Genomic DNA, 15,108 nt, shown 5'->3' with positions numbered 1-15,108 from the left:
GGAGAGCACGTAGCGGCCGGCCAGGCGGTCGCCGGCGTTCAGTGACGTGCCCACCCGCTCACCTCGCTCCCCACCAGCTGCGGTCTCCTCGGCCCATCGTAGGCGGATTCACGAGCGGCGCAGGCGTGCTGTGACCGTGTTGAGAACGGCCGTCACCTCGCGCACCCGCATCGCCCGGGCGAGCGCGAGGGTGATGGTCAGACCGACCAGGGCGACGGTGCCGCCGCGCACCAGGGACCACGCCTTGCCGTCGAGGTCCACCTCGGTCAGGCCGAGGTTGAGCGCCCAGGCCACGGCGGTCCCGACCGCGCCGGCCAGCAGCATCCGTACGAGGAACCGCACCAGGACGCCCGAGTCCAGGGTGCCCAGCTGGCGGGCCAGCGTGGCGTACGAGATCGCCGCGCCGACGAGGTAGGCGCAGCCGTACGCCATCGCCAGCGCGGGTGCGGTGCTGGCCGGGTTGGCGCGACCCACCAGCAGGAGCGCCATCACGATGTTGACCGCCGCGATCACGAGCTGCACGAGGAAGGCGGTGCGGGTCTGCTCGAGGGCGTAGAAGCCGCGGAGCATGAAGTAGTGGAAGGTGAAGAAGAGCAGCCCCGGGGCGAAGACCACCAGGGACGGGGCGAAGAGGCTCGAGGAGTCCGCGCCGGCGCCCCACTCGAACAGCACGCTCGCCACGTCCCGGCTGACCACCGGGATGAGCATCACGAACGGGATCACCACGACCAGCGAGTTGCGCAGCCCGGAGGCCAGCGAGGTGCCGAGCGAGCGCAGGTCCCCGTCGGCGGCCTGCTTGGACAGCAGCGGGAGCAGCGCGGTGGCCAGCGAGACGGTGATGATCGCGTGCGGGACCATCATGATCATGAAGGCGCTGGAGTAGACGGTGTATCCGGTGCCCTCGGCGGAGTCCACGGTGCCCGACGAGGCGAGCCGGGCCACCACCGTGTACGCGACCTGGTTGGCCAGCACGAACAGCACCGTCCACACGCCCAGACGCAGCGTGTGCCCCAGGCCGGCGTTGCGGAAGTCGGTGCGCGGCCGGTACCGGAACCCGGCGGAGCGCAGGTACGGCAGCAGCACGAGGAACTGCACGGCGATGCCGAGCGTCGAGCCGATGCCGAGCACGGCCTCCTGGGCGGGACTGAAGGCGCCGAAGCGCTCGTCGCCGGTGGCCTTGCCGAAGACCAGCAGGTAGACCAGCAGCACGCCGACCGAGATGACGTTGTTGGCGATCGGCGCCCACATCATCGGCCCGAACCGGCCGCGCGCGTTGAGGACCTGCCCGACCAGCACGAACATGCCGTAGAAGAAGACCTGCGGCAGGCAGTAGCGCGCGAACGCGTTGATGGACTCGCGCTGGGCGGCCATGTCGGGGCGGTCCCAGCGGGCGTCGAGGAAGATCGACATCACCTGCGGGGCGGCGACGACCAGCACGACCGTGACGAGGCCGAGGAAGAGCGCCGCGAGCGTGATGACGCGGTTGGCGTACGCCTCGCCGCCGTCCTCGTCGTTCTTCATGCTCCGCACCAGCTGGGGCACCAGGACGGCGTTGAAGATGCCGCCGGCGACCAGGATGTAGACCATGTTCGGCACGGTGTTGGCGAGGTTGAAGATGTCGGCGTGCGTCGAGGCGCCCAGCGCCGCGACCAGCAGCAGCGTGCGCAGGTAGCCCGAGGCGCGCGACACCATCGTCCCGGCCGCCATGACGGCGCTGGAGGAGAGGATCCGGCTGTCGCTCACGGCTGCTCCTCCGGCTCAGGCTCCGGCGCGGGGTCGTCGCCGGGGAGCGGCGGTCGTACGGGGTCACCGGCCCGGACGCCGCGGATGCGCCGCACGATCCGGTAGGTGACGGTGACGAAGAGCAGGCCGGCAGCGGTCGCCAGCGCGCCCCACACCTTGTCGCTGATGATGGAGGAGCGCAGCGGGAGCGAGGTCTGCGCACCGAGCGGCACCCCGTCGACGCTGGTCACCAGCAGGTGCACGTCGTGGCGCCCCTGGCGGGTGGCGCGCACGTTGAGCAGGAGCCGGTGCCGCGCGCCCGGGGCGATCTGGACCTCCCCGGCGTCGTCGATCTCCAGCCCGTCGTCGGACGTGGTCGCCAGGCGCACCGTGACCGGCTGGTCGATCCCGTTGACGATGGTGGCGCCGACCGTGCCCGAGGCGCTGGTCAGCGTGATGGCCCGCGGCACCTCCACGGTGATCCGGGTCAACTGCTCGAAGAACGTGCGGGCGGTGTCGGACAGGTGCAGCGCGGAGTCCTGCGGGTTGGCACGCCGGCCCTCGGAGACGGAGACGTACGCCTCGTCGGAGGCCTGGCCGACGACGGTCGTGAGGCGGGTCAGGACGTTCTCGAACAGCTCGGCCGCCTTGGTGAGGTCCTTGGCCCGGGAGAAGACGTACTCGGGCAGCTCCTCCTCGGCGTCGGACTCGGAGTAGCTCAGCTGGTCCGTGCTGACCGGCTTCGTCTGGTTGACGGCGAGCGAGCGGACCGGGGCGACGGACAGCCACCTCGACTCGATGCCCTCCAGCAGACGGGACGGGTCCTCGGGCGTCCACCCGGACGGCAGCACCAGCACGACCGGCGAGGGTTCGTCGGAGGTGAGCCGCAGCGCGGCCTCGCTCACCAGCCGCTGGCGCAGGGCCAGCGGGTCGGTGGCGGTGGTCGGACCCGGGCCACCGGTGGCCGCGGCGGCACTGGTCACGACCGTGGTCCGGCCCGCCAGGTCGACCACGCCGTCGGGCGCGGAGGGGGCGAGGGTGAAGGCGGTGTCGGAGAGCAGGACGAGGGTGTCCTCGGGAACCGTGGCGGCGGCCTCCGCGGAGAGCAGCCCGGTGCGCGGCGCGATCGCCGAACGCGAGGGGATCTCGAGGAGGTCCATCACCTCCTTGCTGCGCTTGACCGCGGCGGCCACCGTGCCGGGCTGGTGCCTGGCGGCGGCGGAGACGTCGACGTCGCCGTACGGGAGCGCGAGCACGTCGCCGCCCTCGGTGACGTCACGGAACTCGGCGAGCCAGTCGGTGGCGACCTGGGCGACCTCGGCCTCAGCCTCGCTGAGCTCGGTGCCCTCGGGGAGCGGCGGGTGCACGGGGGTGACCCGTGCGTCCTCCTCCCACGACGGGGTCCCGGTGTCGGGCGAGGACGGGGAGGTGGTGCCGGTCGGGGACGGGTCGTCGGTCCCGGGGCTCTCGGTGGGAGAGTCGACGGGGTCGCTGCTGCGCGCCGGGTTGCCGGCCGCGAGCCGGCTGACGGCCGCCAGCACGGCGGGGTCGACCAGCCAGGAGACGCTCACGTCGGCGTCGTCGAGCTCGAGCAGCGTGTGCAGGCGCCCGCCCGGCGAGAGCGACCGCTTCCAGCGCTCGACGCGGTCGAGGCGGCCCTCGGGGGTGAACCAGATCTCCCCGCGGACGGGGACGACGACCGAGACCTCCACCTGGCGCTTGCCGGGGTCGACCACGGGTACGAAGGTGCGGGCGCGCCCGTCGGCGACCGTGTCGCGGGGGGTGCTGGAGTCGCCGAACGCGTGCACGCCGACGGAGTAGACGCCGGCCTGTGCGCCCACCAGGCCCATCTGCTCGACGGTGACCGTGATCCGGAACGAGGCCGACTGGCCCGGCTCGAGGACCTCGACCCGCGCGAACGAGCCGGTCTCGGTGATCCGGTCGCCGAAGTACTCGTTGGGGTCCTGGGCCGCGGACTCCGCCAGCAGGTCGGCGTTGGCGAGCGGGACCGAGGAGTTGAACAGGTGCAGGTTGATCGCCAGCCACTGCTCGTCGGTGTTGTTGGTGACCGTCCCGTCCACGCGGAACGTGCCGGACGCCGGGATCGTGTCGGGGACCTGGTCGATGTGGACCAGCAGCGGGTCGGCCTCCGCGGCGCGCGGCTTGGCCGCGGCGGACGCGGGGAGCGCGACGCTCTGCAGGGCCGCCAGCAGCGGCGCGGTGACCAGGGTCAGCAGCAGTGCGAGCGCGACGAGGTGGCGTACGGGCCGTGGTCCGCGCCCGGCAGCCGTCGACACGAGGGCGCGACGGAACCGGGAGCGACGGGGCACGGTGCGACTCTAGTTGCTCGGTCCCCGGCCCCGGACCGTAGAGTGGCCTGTCGTGTCCGACGCATCCTTCGCCCCGCTCCAGATCGTCGAGGTCCAGCGCCGTGTCGGCGCCGAGCTCGACCGGATCGGTCCGGTCATCGACGAGCTCGGTGCGCGGTTCGCCGCCGCCGGCGAGGAGCTGGCGCTGGTCGGCGGCCCGGTGCGCGACGCGATGCTCGGCAGGCTCCAGAGCGACCTGGACTTCACCACCTCCGCCCGGCCCGAGGTGACCGAACGGCTCCTCAAGGGGTGGGCCGAGGCGACCTGGGACATGGGCCGCGCGTTCGGGACGATCGGGTGTCGCAAGGGCGAGTGGGACATCGAGATCACCACGTACCGCTCCGAGAGCTACGACCCCGACTCCCGCAAGCCCGAGGTCAACTTCGGCGACACCCTCGTCGGCGACCTCGGTCGCCGCGACTTCACCGTCAACGCGATGGCGGTCTCCGTCCCCGGGCGCCAGTTCGAGGACCCGTACGGCGGGCTGGTCGACCTGGCTCACCGCACCCTGCGCACCCCCGGCACGCCCGAGATGAGCTTCTCCGACGACCCGCTGCGGATGATGCGCGCGGCCCGCTTCGCTGCCCAGCTCGGGTTCACCCCGGCGCCCGAGGTGGTCACCGCGATGACGGAGATGGCCGCCCGGATCGAGATCATCTCGGCCGAGCGGGTCCGCGACGAGCTGGTGAAGCTGGTCTGCGCCCCGTACCCGCGTCTGGGGCTCACCCTGCTCGTCGAGACCGGGCTGGCCGACCACGTGCTGCCCGAGCTGCCCGCGCTGGCCCTCGAGCGCGACGAGCACCACTCGCACAAGGACGTGTACGAGCACACCCTCACGGTGCTGGAGCAGACCATCGACCTGGAGCACCGGCTCGGCGAGGGTCCCGACTTCGTGGCCCGGTTCGCGGCGCTCATGCACGACGTCGGCAAGCCGCGCACCCGCAGGTTCGAGGCCGGCGGCGTGGTCACGTTCCACCACCACGACGTGGTCGGCGCCAAGCTGACCCGCAAGCGGATGAAGGCGCTGCGGTTCTCCAACGACGAGATCGACGCGGTCTCCAAGCTGGTCGAGCTGCACCTGCGCTTCCACGGGTACGGCTCGGGCGAGTGGACCGACTCCGCGGTGCGGCGCTACGTCCGCGACGCCGGCGACCAGGTGGAGCGGCTGCACATCCTGACCCGCGCCGACTGCACGACGCGCAACAAGCGCAAGGCGGAGCGGCTGCGGCGCACGTACGACTCGCTCGAGGAGCGCATCGCCCGGCTCTCGGAGGCCGAGGAGCTCGCCTCGATCCGGCCCGACCTCGACGGCACCCGGATCATGGAGATCCTGGGCATCGGGCCGAGCCGGGTGGTCGGCGAGGCGTACGCGTTCCTGCTGGAGCTGCGCATGGACGAGGGTCCCCAGACTCCGGAGGCCGCCGAGGCGGCGCTGCGCGCCTGGTGGGCGCAGCGGGAGTCCGAGCAGGCCTGAGCCCGGCCGGTGGGCTGACGCCCCCGGTGCGTCAGGAGCGCCGCACCAGGGTCGGCGACGTCTCGACGTCGTTGGGGACGAGCACCGTCCCGAACCCGCTGAGCGGGGTGCAGGCCCCCGACGGCACGCGACAGGTCACCAGCGCGTCCACCCCCAGGTCGAGGTTGGAGGCGATCCCCACGGCCGTGCGGTCGTCGAGCCAGCCGCGCAGGTCGATGACGTAGTCCCCAAGGGCGGCGTCCGGCCCGGTCACGTGCGGCGCCACCTCGACCTCGTCGGAGACCAGCAGGGCGTCGACGTACGCGGCGCGGGGGTCGTACGACCAGGTGCCGGCGGGGTTGCTCGCGGCGTCGTCGGGGTACGCCGCGCGGTACCACTCGGTGCCCTCGGCGGCGCGCTCGTCGACGGAGACGACGCCGGTGCCGAGGTCGTAGCGCAGCGTCTCGGAGGGTGTCGCCACGAACGCCTCGCCGTCCACGACCCCCAGCACCTCCGGGGTGGCGTCCTCGTACAGGTCCTCGAGGTCGTCGTCGGGGTCGCCCATGCCGCGGCTGCTGGAGACGACCTCCTGCCCGGTGCCGAGGTCGACGACGACCGCGACGGCCACGTCGGTGGGACGGTGCAGGAAGGCGAGGTACCGGCCGTCGACCGAGCTGCGCAGCGTGCCCGGCAGCGGTGTGACGTCGAACTCCGTGACGCCGTCGGCAGTCGCGTAGGCGAGGGTGTCGTCGCCGTCGTCGACGAACCAGACGCCCGTGCCCGCGAGCGTGAACTCCCGGGCGGGGCCGGTGCGGATCGTCGTCCCGTCGGCCAGGTGGGCCTCGCCGCGCTCCAGGAACGCCAGGCCCGTCGAGGGACGCGGCTCGTCGACCTGGGGCCAGTCGGCGGCGGCCGCGTACTCCACCAGGTGCGTCTCCGGCTCGACCGGTTCGGGCGCGTCCTCCCCGCAGGCGGCCAGCGCGGGCAGCAGCAGGAGGGCCGTCAGGGCGGGGCGGCGGCGGGTCACGAGAGCCGGTCCTTGAGCGTGCCGAGCAGGTCCGAACCCTTGGCGAACGCGTCGCGCACCACGTCCTCGGCGCTCTCCATGAAGTCGGCCGCCGACTTGGTCGCCTCGGCCGAGGCCTCGGTGCTGCGTCGCGCCGAGCGGACCCAGTCGGCGGAGACGTCGGCGTGGTCGTTGACGGCGGTCCGCAGCGGGCTGGCACCGCTCACGGTTCCCAACGCCCAGCCGCCCACGTGGAAGGCGTTGACCGTGTCGCGCACGCCGGAGAGCCGGTCCTCAGCCTGGTGGAGCAGCTTCACCGCCTCGTGCAGGCTCGGGGGGTCGACCTCGAGCTGGCCGTCCGCGCCGCTGAGTCCCAGCGCCGAGTACGGGGTGATCGTCATGTTGAGCGAGGCCCACAGGTCCTCGCCCTTGGGGTTGGTGCTGTAGTGCTGCGCGCCCGACTCGAAGGTGGTCAGGAGGCCGTCCGGTCCCAGCGCGATGCCCTCGGCCATGGTGGGCAGGTCGACCTGGTGCGACGGGTCGGGGAGGCCACCGTCGCCGTCGGTGCCCAGCACGTCCGAGAGCGAGTACGTCTGCAGGTCACCCTCGTTGCCCCGGCCGTAGGAGGTGCTGAAGACGATCTGGTCGCCCTGCACCGCGATGCCCTGGGTCTGCTGCGGCGTGGTGAAGGGGCCGCCGGACTTCACCCAGCCGCTGCCGTCCCACTGGTAGGTGAACATCTGGCCGGGGCCGTGCTCCTCGAACGTCCCCGCGTACATCGTGTTGCCCACGACCGTGTGGTAGGCCCCGCCGCCGACGACGGTGGGGTCAGCCTTGGGCGGGACCGTCGTGTACGGCCCGGCGTTCTGCAGCTCCGCGAGCGAGTACGGGATGACGGTCGGCGGCTTGGTGGACGAGCTCACCCACACGGTGCCGTCGTGCACGGAGACCCCGCCGGCGTGGTCGGGCGGCGGGTTGCCGCCGAGCTCGACGGAGGTGATCTGCTTGCCGGTCTCCGGGTCGATGATCGACAGCAGCGCGCGACCGTCCTTGGTGTAGCTCGTCTGGTACGTGTAGCCGGTGCCCGGGTCGTGGGCCAGGCCCTGGGGGATCCAGTCGGCGGTGGACAGGCCGCCCCCGAAGATGTCGGGGATCGCGGGGCCCTGCCGGTTGGGGCCGTCGAGGAGGTGCTGCATCGACTCGACCTTCCCGTCCTCGAGCCAGGCCCGCTCCTCGTCGCTGAACGACTCGGGGGTGAGCACCCCGCGAGCGGTCGTGTACGCCTCGTTGAGGTTCGCCTCGCAGATCTTGGCCGCTGCGGCGAAGGCCAGACCCTGCAGGTGCAGGATGGCGTCCGGGTCCGCCTCCGTCGCCGCCTGCTGCTGGATCTTCTCCTCGTGCGCCTCGGCCTTGGGCAGCAGCTCGCTGATGTACGTGTCGGCCTTCTCCAGCGAGGCGCTCACGTACCCGAGGATGAGCGAGTAGCTGTTGAGCCGCTGGCGGGCGACCTGGGTCAGGACCAGCGCGCCCCACGAACGGGTGGAGAAGAAGCGGGAGCCGAGCCCGACCCAGTGGGGGGAGCTGCGGGCAAGGGTGATGAGCTCCTCGACCTCGATCAGCTGGTCGACCAGGGTGTTGGCGTCCTCGCTGAGGGCCTTCAGCGAGGGCGCGTCGCCCACGGTGATCCGCTCGTGCACCGCGCGCACCGTCGCCAACCAGTCCATCCGTCCCCCTGCGTTCCTCCGGGCCGGGCGCCCGGCACCCGTCGCCGTCCGCCCACCTACCCGGATGGGCCTCACCGTAATCGCTGGTGGGCGACGGCGGTCGGGGTGCGTCAGGCCCTACGCTGGCGCCATGCCTGAGACCGTCGCGCCCCTGTTGTCGGAGACGATCGAGATCGCCGCACCCCCGGAGCGCGTCTGGGCGCTGGTTCAGGACCTGCCGCGGATGTCACGGTGGAGCCCGCAGGTGTGGCGCAGCTTCCTGCGTACGCCCGGCCCGGTGCGGCTGGGCAGCCAGCTGGTCAACATCAACCGGCGCGGCTGGCAGGCGTGGCCCACCCAGTCCAAGGTCGTGCGGTTCACCCCGTACGAGGAGATCGCGTTCCGGATCAAGGAGAACAAGTCGATCTGGTCGTACACGCTGACGCCCACCGATGACGGCGGCACCCGGGTCGTCCACGAGCGGGTCGTGCCGGACGGCATCAGCCAGATCTCGCTGCGGCTGACCAAGGTCGCCTTCGGGGGGCAGGACGCGTTCGGCGCCGAGCTGGTCGACGGCATGCGCGAGACGCTGCGCCGCATCAAGGAGGAGTGCGAGCAGTGACCTCCGGCCTGCACCGGCGCTGGCCCGGGCTCGACCTGGGTCGTACGGTGCTGGGCTCCGCCCCCACCGGCGTCCGGCGGCTCGAGCTGCCCGGGCTGGTCGGCGAGGTGTGGTGCAAGGAGGAGAACACCTTCGGTGACGGCGCGTGGGCCGGCAACAAGGTCCGCAAGCTCGAGTGGATCATCCCCGAGGCGCACCGGCGCGGCGTGCGACGCGTCTTCACCGTCGGCGGGATCGGCACCCACTGGGGTCTCGCCTGCGCCCGGTACGGCGCCGAGCACGGCCTCGAGACCGTCCTGGGCCTGGTCGACCAGCCCGTCGACGACCACGTGCGCGAGCAGTGGGCGCGGCTGCAGGCCTCCGGTGCCCGGATCCACCGCTTCACCTCGACCCAGCGCCTCACCGCCGCCGCACCGCTGATCCTGGCCCGTCACTCCTTCGGCGGCGGCCGCCCGCGCCTGCCCTGGTACCTGCCCGCCGGCGGCTCCAACGCGGTCGGCACCCTCGCCTACGTCGACGTCGCCCTCGAGGTCGCCGAGCAGGTCGCCGCGGGGCTGCTCCCCGAGCCCGGCACCTGCGTGGTCCCGGTCGGCTCCGGCGGCACCGTCGCCGGTCTGGCGCTGGGCTTCCGCCTCGCCGGGCTGCGTACCCGGGTGCTCGGGGCCGTGGTCAACGACTCCTTCCCGCTGGACGCACCGGTCCTCGTACGCCTCGCCAACGCCACCGGCGACCTGATGCGCGAGCGCGGCGCCACCGACGTGCCGACGCTGACCGTGCCGGACCTCGACGCCCGCGACGACTGGCTGGGGGCGACGTACGGCGACCCGACCCCGGCCTCGGTCGCGATGGTCGCGGCCGCGGCCGAGCAGGGGATGGAGCTGGAGCCGGTCTACACCGGCAAGGCGCTGGCCGCGATCGCCGACCTGGGGGAGAGCCTGGCCGGTCCGGTGCTGTGGCTCAACACGCACGGCCCGCGCTGAGCGGACCCGCCCGGGTCGGTTGGCTGTTCCGCTGCGAGGAGCCGACCGGGTAGCGTGCGAGAGGTGCGGCCGGACCACGTGATCGTCATGGGAGTCTCGGGGGTGGGCAAGACCACCGTCGCCGAGGGCCTTGCCCGGATCACCGGCTGGGACCTCGCCGAGGGCGACCAGTTCCACCCGCAGGCCAACGTCGACAAGATGGCCTCCGGCGTCCCGCTCACCGACGAGGACCGTTGGCCGTGGCTGCGCTCGATCGGCGACTGGATCAGCGCCGAGGCGGCCGAGGGCCGCTCCGCCGTCATCACCTGCTCGGCCCTGCGCCGGTCCTACCGGGACCTGCTGCGCGAGGGCCGCCCGAGCGTGCGGTTCTGCCACCTGGTCGCGGGCGAGGACCTGGTCGCCGAACGCGTCGCGGCGCGTACCGACCACTTCATGCCGCCGAGCCTGCTGCACAGCCAGTACGAGACGTTGGAGCCGCTGGAGGCCGACGAGCCCGGCGTCCGCGTCCCCATCGACGCCACCCCCGACGAGGTGGTGCGCCGCGCCGCCGAGGCACTCGGCCTCGAGCGGGCCACCGCAGAACGAGCCCCCACAGAACTCTGACCCGTACGGGCCGGCAAGGAGGAAACCGTGGACCTGGAACCGCTGACAGACGCCTCTGACACCCGCCTCCTGATCGCCGCACTGCTGGGCATCGCCGCCGTGGTGCTGCTCATCGTGTGGGCGAAGTTCCACCCCTTCATCGGTCTGATCCTCGGCGCCGCCGTCATGGGCGGCGTCGCCGGCGTGGCACCGGCCGACATCGTCACCAGCTTCACCGGCGGGTTCGGCGGCACCGTCGGGTCGGTCGGGCTCCTGATCGCGCTGGGCGCGATGGTCGGCCAGATCCTGGCCGACTCCCAGGGCAGCTCCGCGATCGTCGACACCATCGTGTCGAAGGTGGGGGCGCGGGGGCTCCCGTGGGCGATGGCCCTCATCGCGGCGCTGCTGGGACTGCCGCTCTTCTTCGAGGTCGGCGTGGTGCTGGTCGTCCCCGTCGTCATCCTGGTGGCCCTGCGCACCGGCGTGCCCGTGATGCGGGTGGCCGTACCCGCCCTGGCCGGCCTGTCGATCCTGCACGGACTGGTGCCGCCGCACCCCGGCCCCCTGGTCGCGATCGACAACCTCGACGCGGACCTCGGGCTGACGCTGATGCTGGGCCTGCTCATCGCCGTACCCACCCTGGTCGTCTGTGGCCCGCTGCTGGCCGTGCTGGTCGAGCGGTGGGTGCCGATCCGGGCTCACGCGGTGCTCGCCGGCGGTGGCGGCGGGACGGCCGCCGAGCAGGGGGCCAAGCACCTCGCGGCGGAGGCCGACGGCGCGTCGTCGGCGGGTGCGGGGAGCCACGCGTCGGCGACCGCCGCGGACGAGCCGGGGGACGCCGCCGCCTCGACGGGGTGGCGCCGGCCGAGCTTCGCCGCTGCCGTCTTCTGCATCCTGCTGCCGGTGCTGCTGATGCTGGCCCGCGCGATCGCCGAGCTCGCCATCGACGACCCCGAGAACGGCCTGCAGAAGGTGCTCGTCTTCATCGGTACGCCGTCGGTGGCGCTGCTGCTGGCCGTGCTCGCCTCGATGGTCTTCCTCGGCTTCGGCATCGGGATGAGCCGTACGGAGGTCTCCTCCAGCCTGGGCGCCGGCCTGCCGGGCGTCGCCTCGATCCTGCTGATCGTGGCCGCCGGCGGCGGGTTCAAGCAGATGCTGGTCGACGCGGGCGTGGGCGACGTGATCGGGCACTGGGCGGCCGACGCGGGCTTCAACGTGCTGCTGCTCGGTTGGCTGGTCGCGGTCGGCGTACGGCTCGCCACCGGGTCGGCGACGGTCGCCACCATCACCGCCTCGGGCATCGTCAGCGGCCTGGCCGCCGACCTGTCCAGCCCGCACCTGGCGCTGCTGGTCCTGGCCATCGGCTGCGGTTCGGTCTTCTTCTCCCACGTCAACGACGCCGGGTTCTGGCTGGTCAAGGAGTACTTCGGCCTCACCATCGGTCAGACCCTGAAGTCGTGGTCCGTGCTGGAGACCGCGATCGCCGTCGTCGGGTTCGCGTTCGTGATGCTCGTGTCGCTGGTCGTCTAGCGAGGCGTTTCCACGAGCGTTGGTGTCGACCGATGAGTCCAGGTGCGGATCTACCTGCGCCCGGGATGCGGGGCGCGTCAGGTCACCCGCGGGAGAGTCGCCGTACGGCCTCGAGCGCCTCGTCGTCGGGGAGCCCGACCGCCCGGGTCCGCTCCAGGTAGTCGCGGGCCAGCCGGTCCAGCACTTCGTGCCCGGCGACCAGGACGCCGGCGGCCACCCGGGTGCCTGCGCCCCGGCGCGAGACCAGCAGCCCCTCCTGCTCGAGCTCGGCGTACGCCCGGGCCACCGTCCCCACGGCCAGCCCCAGGTCGCCGGCCAGCTGGCGCAGCGGCGGGAGGCGGTCCCCGGGGCGCAGCGCGCCCGTCGCGACCAGGTCGCGCACGCCGCGGCGTACCTGCTCGAAGGCGGGAGTGGGGTCGTCGGGGTCGACCCGCAGGCGTGGCTCAGGCACGGGTGGCCGTCTCGCGCGCGGGCTCGTCGGCCGAGGAGAGGGTGGCCGGAGCGAGCAGGCCGACCAGGCTGATCAGGGCGGTCCCGGCGGCGCACAGGGCCACGACGAGGGCCGAGACGCCGACGATCCTCCAGCCGGTCTGCGGGCACTCGTGGCCCAGCAGCGCGGTGCCGGCCACCAGCGCTATGCCCGCGAGCGGGACGCTCATCGTCAGGCCGTACGCGCTGACGACCGCGGTGAGGCCGGTGCTGCGGTAGCGGTCGGCGCTGGGCGCGTCGGAGCCCAGGGTGCGACGGGTGATCCGCAGGGCTGCGACGACGGCGATCGCTGCGACGACGGCCAGCCCCGCGAGGTACGGCAGCACGTAGAAGCTGCCGGGGTACGGCCCGCTTGCGGCACTCACGGTGGCGCTGCACCGGGCGGCCAGGGAGCGGCCGTCGCGGCCCATGTCATCGGCGCTGGCGGTGAGCGCCGTGTACGCGCACAGCAGCACCCCCGCCACGGTGACGGCGACGACCAGGCGGGTCAGCTTCGGCGGCAGGTGGTCGCGCACCCGGCGCGGGCGCAGGGTCGCGGTGCGGGGGCCGTCGTTGAAGCGGGGGCGTACGACCAGCTCACCGACGACCACGCCGAGCAGCGTGATCGCGCCCAGGCACAGGGGTGCGATCACGGCGACGCTGCCGAGCCCCCGGTCGAACGGGGTCGGCTCGAGCAGCACCCAGGCGGCGGCCGCGGTGCCGAGGGCCAGACCGGCGAGTCGTACACCGCGGACGGCACGCTCCTCCGCGCCGGCGGGGGTGCGGTCGGAGCGCGACAGGCTGACGGCGACGGCCACGACCACGACGATCGTGACGCCGAGCAGCGCAACCAGGATGAACAGGTAGAGCGGCAGTGCCACCGGAGGCCCCCTTGAACCGGATTTGTGTCAACCAACTGGCACAAGACTGGACGAGCCACCGTCTTGTGTCAACTGAATGACACAAGACGGCGGATCAGGGGACGGGCCGCTCGGTGCCCTTGATCTCGTACGCCGCCGGGTCGAACTCCACGTCCTTGAACGTCCAGCCCGCGTGCGGGTGGTCGCCGCCGCCCGGCCCCTCCATGACGCCGTCGGCGGTGACGAAGGTGGTGACGATCAGCTGTCGCATGGTGCGCTCCTGGTGGAAGTCGGTGGGTCGATGGTGGTTGGACCAGCGGGCGGGGCGAAACTCATCGGTCCGGCGGTGCGAGAGGGGATCGATGGGGGGATTCGTACCTGTTGTGGGTGTTGCAACCCCCGCACGAGGTCGGTTTCCCCGCTTAGGCGGGGAAACCGTCCTGTTGTGACGAACTCCGTCAGCCGCCGAGCCCACCCAGGTCGTACACCCGGAACGGCACGGCGTACTCGGTGCCGGCGGCCAGCCCGCCGCCGCGGAGGATCTCGGGGACGAAGTCGGCCGGGTCGGGGTGTCCGACGACGTGACGCAGGTACGCCTCGTGACACTGCAGGGAGGCGACCGAGGCGTCGACGGCGGCGCGGTCGACGGCCAGCGCGTGGGTGGCCTCGGCCGAGCCGGCCACGAGCAGCGCCTTCGTCCTCCACTTGGGCAGCCCCTCCTCCTCGGCGAGCTCGCGGAACACCCACGTGTTGTCGGCGTCGCGGACCCCGTCGACGACCGCGAGGCCGGCGGCCCGGTGGTCGGCCTGGTTGAGTCCGCCGTACGCCTCGAACGCGAACTCGCCCGTCACCACGGCGTCCGGACGGAACCGGCGGATCTCGCGCGCCACGCTGCGGCGCAGGGACAGGTCGGGCACCAGCATGCCGTCGGGGTGGTCGAGGATCGTGAGGCTGCTGACGCCGACGGTGTCGCAGGCGGCGCGCTGCTCGGCGGCCCGGATCGGCGCCACCACCTCCGGCGCCTCGGACATGCCGGCCTCACCCGCGGTGAGCAGGACGTACGCGACCTCGACGCCGCGCTGGGTCCACGTGCGTACGGCGGCCGACGTGCCGTACTCCATGTCGTCGGGGTGGGCCACGATGCACAGCACCCGCTGCCAGTCGGCGTCCGGGAGCGCGGGCAGGTGGCGGGGTACGGACGGGGAATCGGTCATGGGGAACCTCCTGCTGGTCAGCCTAGGCGTCCGGCGGGCCGCCGGCCTCCCCCCAGGTGGGGGTCCTGGAGGTCGGCCCAACGTGGGGACGGTCGGAGAGGTTCACGAGGTGCCAGAACCTCTCCCAGTGACCCCAAATCGGCCGCACCCTCTCCCACCGACCCCAAAGTGGGTCACCTGACCCAACTTGGGGTCAGTGGGAGAGGACCCGCCGCGGAACGCCAAGGGCCCCGCACCACCGAAGCGGTACGGGGCCCTGGGACGAGCTCGCCTGCGCCCGGGCCGGGACACCTGTCGGTGCCACCGCCCCGGGCTCCGGCTCACTCGGCGAGCCCGATGGACGAGCTCGCCTGCGCCCGGGCCGGGACACCTGTCGGTGCCACCGCCCCGGGCTCCGGCTCACTCGCCGGAGATGAACTTCTCGAGGAGCTCGCGACCCTCGGTGTCCTCGATCTGCACCGGCGGGGACTTCATCAGGTACGCCGAGGCGGGGATGATCGGGCCACCCACGCCGCGGTCCTTGGCGATCTTGGCGGCGCGCACCGCGTCGATGATGATGCCGGCCGAGTTGGGGGAGTCCCAGACCTCGAGCTTGTACT

General features: G+C 72.8%; 13 protein-coding genes and 1 pseudogene. 5 read left to right on the top strand and 9 right to left on the bottom strand.

Annotated elements, in window-relative coordinates; genetic code table 11:
* Positions 1–108: 108 nt before the first annotated feature.
* Complete coding sequence (murJ, locus tag ACI379_RS04515; RefSeq protein ID WP_439790873.1) at positions 109–1,743, bottom strand: murein biosynthesis integral membrane protein MurJ; 1,635 nt, start codon at positions 1,741–1,743, stop codon at positions 109–111.
* Positions 1,740–4,052 carry a DUF6049 family protein gene (locus ACI379_RS04510; RefSeq protein WP_439790872.1) on the bottom strand — a complete coding sequence of 771 codons (2,313 nt, stop codon included), beginning with the start codon at positions 4,050–4,052 and terminating at the stop codon, positions 1,740–1,742. The genes murJ and ACI379_RS04510 overlap by 4 nt, the downstream gene beginning before the upstream one ends.
* 52 nt (positions 4,053–4,104) lie before the next feature.
* On the opposite strand from ACI379_RS04510, the gene ACI379_RS04505 reads away from it, so the two are divergent.
* Positions 4,105–5,565, top strand: coding sequence for a CCA tRNA nucleotidyltransferase (locus ACI379_RS04505; protein ID WP_439790871.1), 1,461 nt, complete (start codon positions 4,105–4,107; stop codon positions 5,563–5,565).
* Positions 5,566–5,596: 31 nt separating this feature from the next.
* Here ACI379_RS04505 and ACI379_RS04500 read toward each other — a convergent pair whose 3' ends face one another.
* Together ACI379_RS04500 and ACI379_RS04495 are read right to left on the bottom strand one after the other, a co-directional pair.
* Positions 5,597–6,571 carry a hypothetical protein gene (locus ACI379_RS04500; RefSeq protein WP_439790870.1) on the bottom strand — a complete coding sequence of 325 codons (975 nt, stop codon included), beginning with the start codon at positions 6,569–6,571 and terminating at the stop codon, positions 5,597–5,599.
* Entirely contained in the window at positions 6,568–8,274 is a 1,707-nt protein-coding gene (locus tag ACI379_RS04495) for a hypothetical protein (RefSeq protein WP_439790869.1), read from the bottom strand. Before ACI379_RS04495 ends, ACI379_RS04500 begins: the two co-directional genes overlap by 4 nt.
* Positions 8,275–8,404: 130 nt before the next feature.
* Here ACI379_RS04495 and ACI379_RS04490 point away from each other — a divergent pair, with 130 nt between their 5' ends.
* The 4 genes from ACI379_RS04490 to ACI379_RS04475 all read left to right on the top strand — a co-directional run bounded on the left by ACI379_RS04490 (position 8,405) and on the right by ACI379_RS04475 (position 11,967).
* On the top strand, positions 8,405–8,875 hold the full coding sequence (locus ACI379_RS04490; RefSeq protein ID WP_439790868.1) for an SRPBCC family protein: 471 nt from the start codon (positions 8,405–8,407) through the stop codon (positions 8,873–8,875).
* Positions 8,872–9,855 (top strand): 1-aminocyclopropane-1-carboxylate deaminase/D-cysteine desulfhydrase, encoded by a 984-nt coding sequence (locus ACI379_RS04485; protein WP_439790867.1) that lies wholly within the window; start codon positions 8,872–8,874, stop codon positions 9,853–9,855. The genes ACI379_RS04490 and ACI379_RS04485 overlap by 4 nt, the downstream gene beginning before the upstream one ends.
* A 63-nt stretch (positions 9,856–9,918) precedes the next feature.
* Positions 9,919–10,458 carry a gluconokinase gene (locus ACI379_RS04480; RefSeq protein ID WP_439790866.1) on the top strand — a complete coding sequence of 180 codons (540 nt, stop codon included), beginning with the start codon at positions 9,919–9,921 and terminating at the stop codon, positions 10,456–10,458.
* 27 nt (positions 10,459–10,485) lie between these two features.
* The gene (locus ACI379_RS04475; RefSeq protein WP_439790865.1) at positions 10,486–11,967 is read left to right on the top strand and encodes a GntP family permease; all 1,482 of its coding nucleotides are present in this window, start codon (positions 10,486–10,488) and stop codon (positions 11,965–11,967) included.
* 82 nt (positions 11,968–12,049) lie between these two features.
* Here the strand turns inward: ACI379_RS04475 and ACI379_RS04470 are convergent, their stop codons facing one another.
* From ACI379_RS04470 to ACI379_RS04450, 5 genes and pseudogenes are all read right to left on the bottom strand, one after another.
* Positions 12,050–12,418 (bottom strand): GntR family transcriptional regulator, encoded by a 369-nt coding sequence (locus ACI379_RS04470; protein WP_439790864.1) that lies wholly within the window; start codon positions 12,416–12,418, stop codon positions 12,050–12,052.
* Complete coding sequence (locus ACI379_RS04465; protein WP_439790863.1) at positions 12,411–13,316, bottom strand: hypothetical protein; 906 nt, start codon at positions 13,314–13,316, stop codon at positions 12,411–12,413. Before ACI379_RS04465 ends, ACI379_RS04470 begins: the two co-directional genes overlap by 8 nt.
* 94 nt (positions 13,317–13,410) lie before the next feature.
* Positions 13,411–13,566, bottom strand: a complete 156-nt coding sequence (locus ACI379_RS04460; RefSeq protein ID WP_439790862.1) for a hypothetical protein — start codon at positions 13,564–13,566, stop codon at positions 13,411–13,413.
* A 187-nt stretch (positions 13,567–13,753) separates the two neighbouring features.
* Positions 13,754–14,509: a PIG-L deacetylase family protein gene (locus ACI379_RS04455; protein ID WP_439790860.1), complete on the bottom strand. Its 756-nt coding sequence runs from the start codon at positions 14,507–14,509 to the stop codon at positions 13,754–13,756.
* Between the two features lie 399 nt (positions 14,510–14,908).
* A pseudogene (locus ACI379_RS04450) lies at positions 14,909–15,108 on the bottom strand (inositol-3-phosphate synthase); the annotation flags it as partial.

Origin of the sequence: Nocardioides sp., assembly GCF_051876515.1 — a bacterium.
Taxonomy (GTDB): Bacteria; Actinomycetota; Actinomycetes; order Propionibacteriales; family Nocardioidaceae; genus Nocardioides.
This window is presented reverse-complemented; position numbering and strand designations above follow the sequence as displayed.